The sequence below is a fragment of the Streptomyces sp. NRRL F-5650 genome (genome assembly GCF_000721365.1).
GTDB classification, from domain to species: Bacteria; Actinomycetota; Actinomycetes; order Streptomycetales; family Streptomycetaceae; genus Streptomyces; species Streptomyces ardesiacus.
In genome coordinates this window covers 1-1,644 of sequence record NZ_JOGV01000119.1, presented here as the reverse complement: position 1 = coordinate 1,644, position 1,644 = coordinate 1, and the positions used below count along the sequence as shown (strand labels likewise).

General features: G+C 76.2%; 1 protein-coding gene. It reads right to left on the bottom strand.

The annotated features are described in order from the left end of the window. Window positions 1-1,644 (bottom strand): polyketide synthase dehydratase domain-containing protein (locus IG88_RS0137640; RefSeq protein WP_031051343.1); only part of this gene is annotated, 1,644 nt, incomplete at both ends.

The window sequence follows — 1,644 nt, the reverse complement described above, 5'->3', positions numbered from 1 at the left end:
CCAGGTGCCGGGCGAAGAGGGCGCCCAGGGCGCCGGTGCCGCCGGTGATCAGGACCGTGCCCTGCGGATCGGGCACCGGACGGCCCCCGACCGCGTCCGCCTCCGGCGGCGGCTGCGGGGTCAGGCGCGGCACGCTCACCGTGCCCGCGCGCACCATGACCTGGTCGTGTCCCGCCTCCAGGACGGCGGGCAGGATCCGTGCCGAGGCCGGGTCGTCGTCGATGTCCGCCAGCAGGATCCGGTCGGGGTGCTCGGCCTGCGCCGACCGCAGCAGGCCCCATACGGCGGCGCCCACCAGGTCCGGTGCGGTGTCGTCGTCGCCGGGCACCACCGCGCCGCGGGTCAGCACGACCAGGCGGCTGGCGCGGAACCGGTCGTCGGCCAGCCACTGCTGCACCAGTTCCAGCACCTCGACGGCCGTGTCGTGCACCGGCGCGAGGACCTCGCCGCCGGGCGGCGCGGCGTAGCCGACGACCAGGACGTCGGCCCCGGCCGCCTCCGCCAGCGTCGCGTGGCGCTCGGCCCCGAGCATCTCGGCCGGCTCCCCGCCGACGGCGCCGAGCAGGGCCCACCGTCCGGCCGGCTCGACCGGGGCCGGTTCGGCCGGGATCCAGTCGAGGCCGTAGAGGGAGCGGGCGGTCTCGTCGTGGCCCTCCGGCCGGTCGGCGGAGACCGGGCGGGCCTCCACCGACCGCACCTCGGCGACCGGCCGGCCCGTCTCGTCGGCGAGCTGCACGTGGCAGGAGGTCGCGGAGTCGGCCTCGCCGTCGATGACCATGCGCACGCGCAGCCTGGTCGCACCGGTGGCGTAGAGGCTGATCCCGCTCCACACGAACGGCAGCAGGAGGGTGAACTCCTCGCCGGCGTCGTTGATCGCGGCGACCACCCGCGGGTGGATGGCCGCGTCGAACAGACCGGGGTGGATGCCGAACCCGCCGGTGTCGGTGCCCTCGGGCAGGCCGACCTCGGCGAAGTACTCGGCTCCGGCGGCACCTTCGCGGTGCCACAGCGTCTGAAGGCCGCGGAAGAGCGGGCCGTAGACGTAGCCGTGCTCCGCGAGCCGGTCGTAGAAGCCGTCCGTCGGTACGGGCCGGGCGTCCGCGGGCGGCCAGGCGCCCAGGTCGAACTCCGGCTCGGGGGCCTCGGACGCCAGCGTGCCGGTGGCGTGGAGGATCCACTCGTCGCCGGTCTCCGGGCAGGAGTGGATCGCGAACGGCCGGTCCCCGCCGTCCTGCGGCTCCTTCACCACGAGCTGGATCCGTACGCCACCGCTCTCGGGCACGCGCAGCGGAGCGGTGACCACCATCTCGGCCACCGAGGCGCAGCCGGCCTCGTCGGCGGCGCGGACGGCCATGTCGATCAGGGCCACGCCCGGCACCAGGGCCCGGCCGCCCAGCTCGTGCTCGGCGACCCAGGCGTGGGTGCCCGCGGACAGCCGGCCGGTGAAGACGTACTCGTCGGTGTCGGCGACGCGGACCACGGCGTCCAGCATCCGGTGCCCGGCGGCCTCCTGGCCCGCCGAGACGACGTCGCCGGCGGACGACTGCGGGAGCCAGTAGGGGCGGTGCTGGAAGGGATAGGTGGGCAGGTCGGTCAGCCGGGCACCGCTGCCCGCGTACAACGCGGCCCAGTCCACCCGCTGCC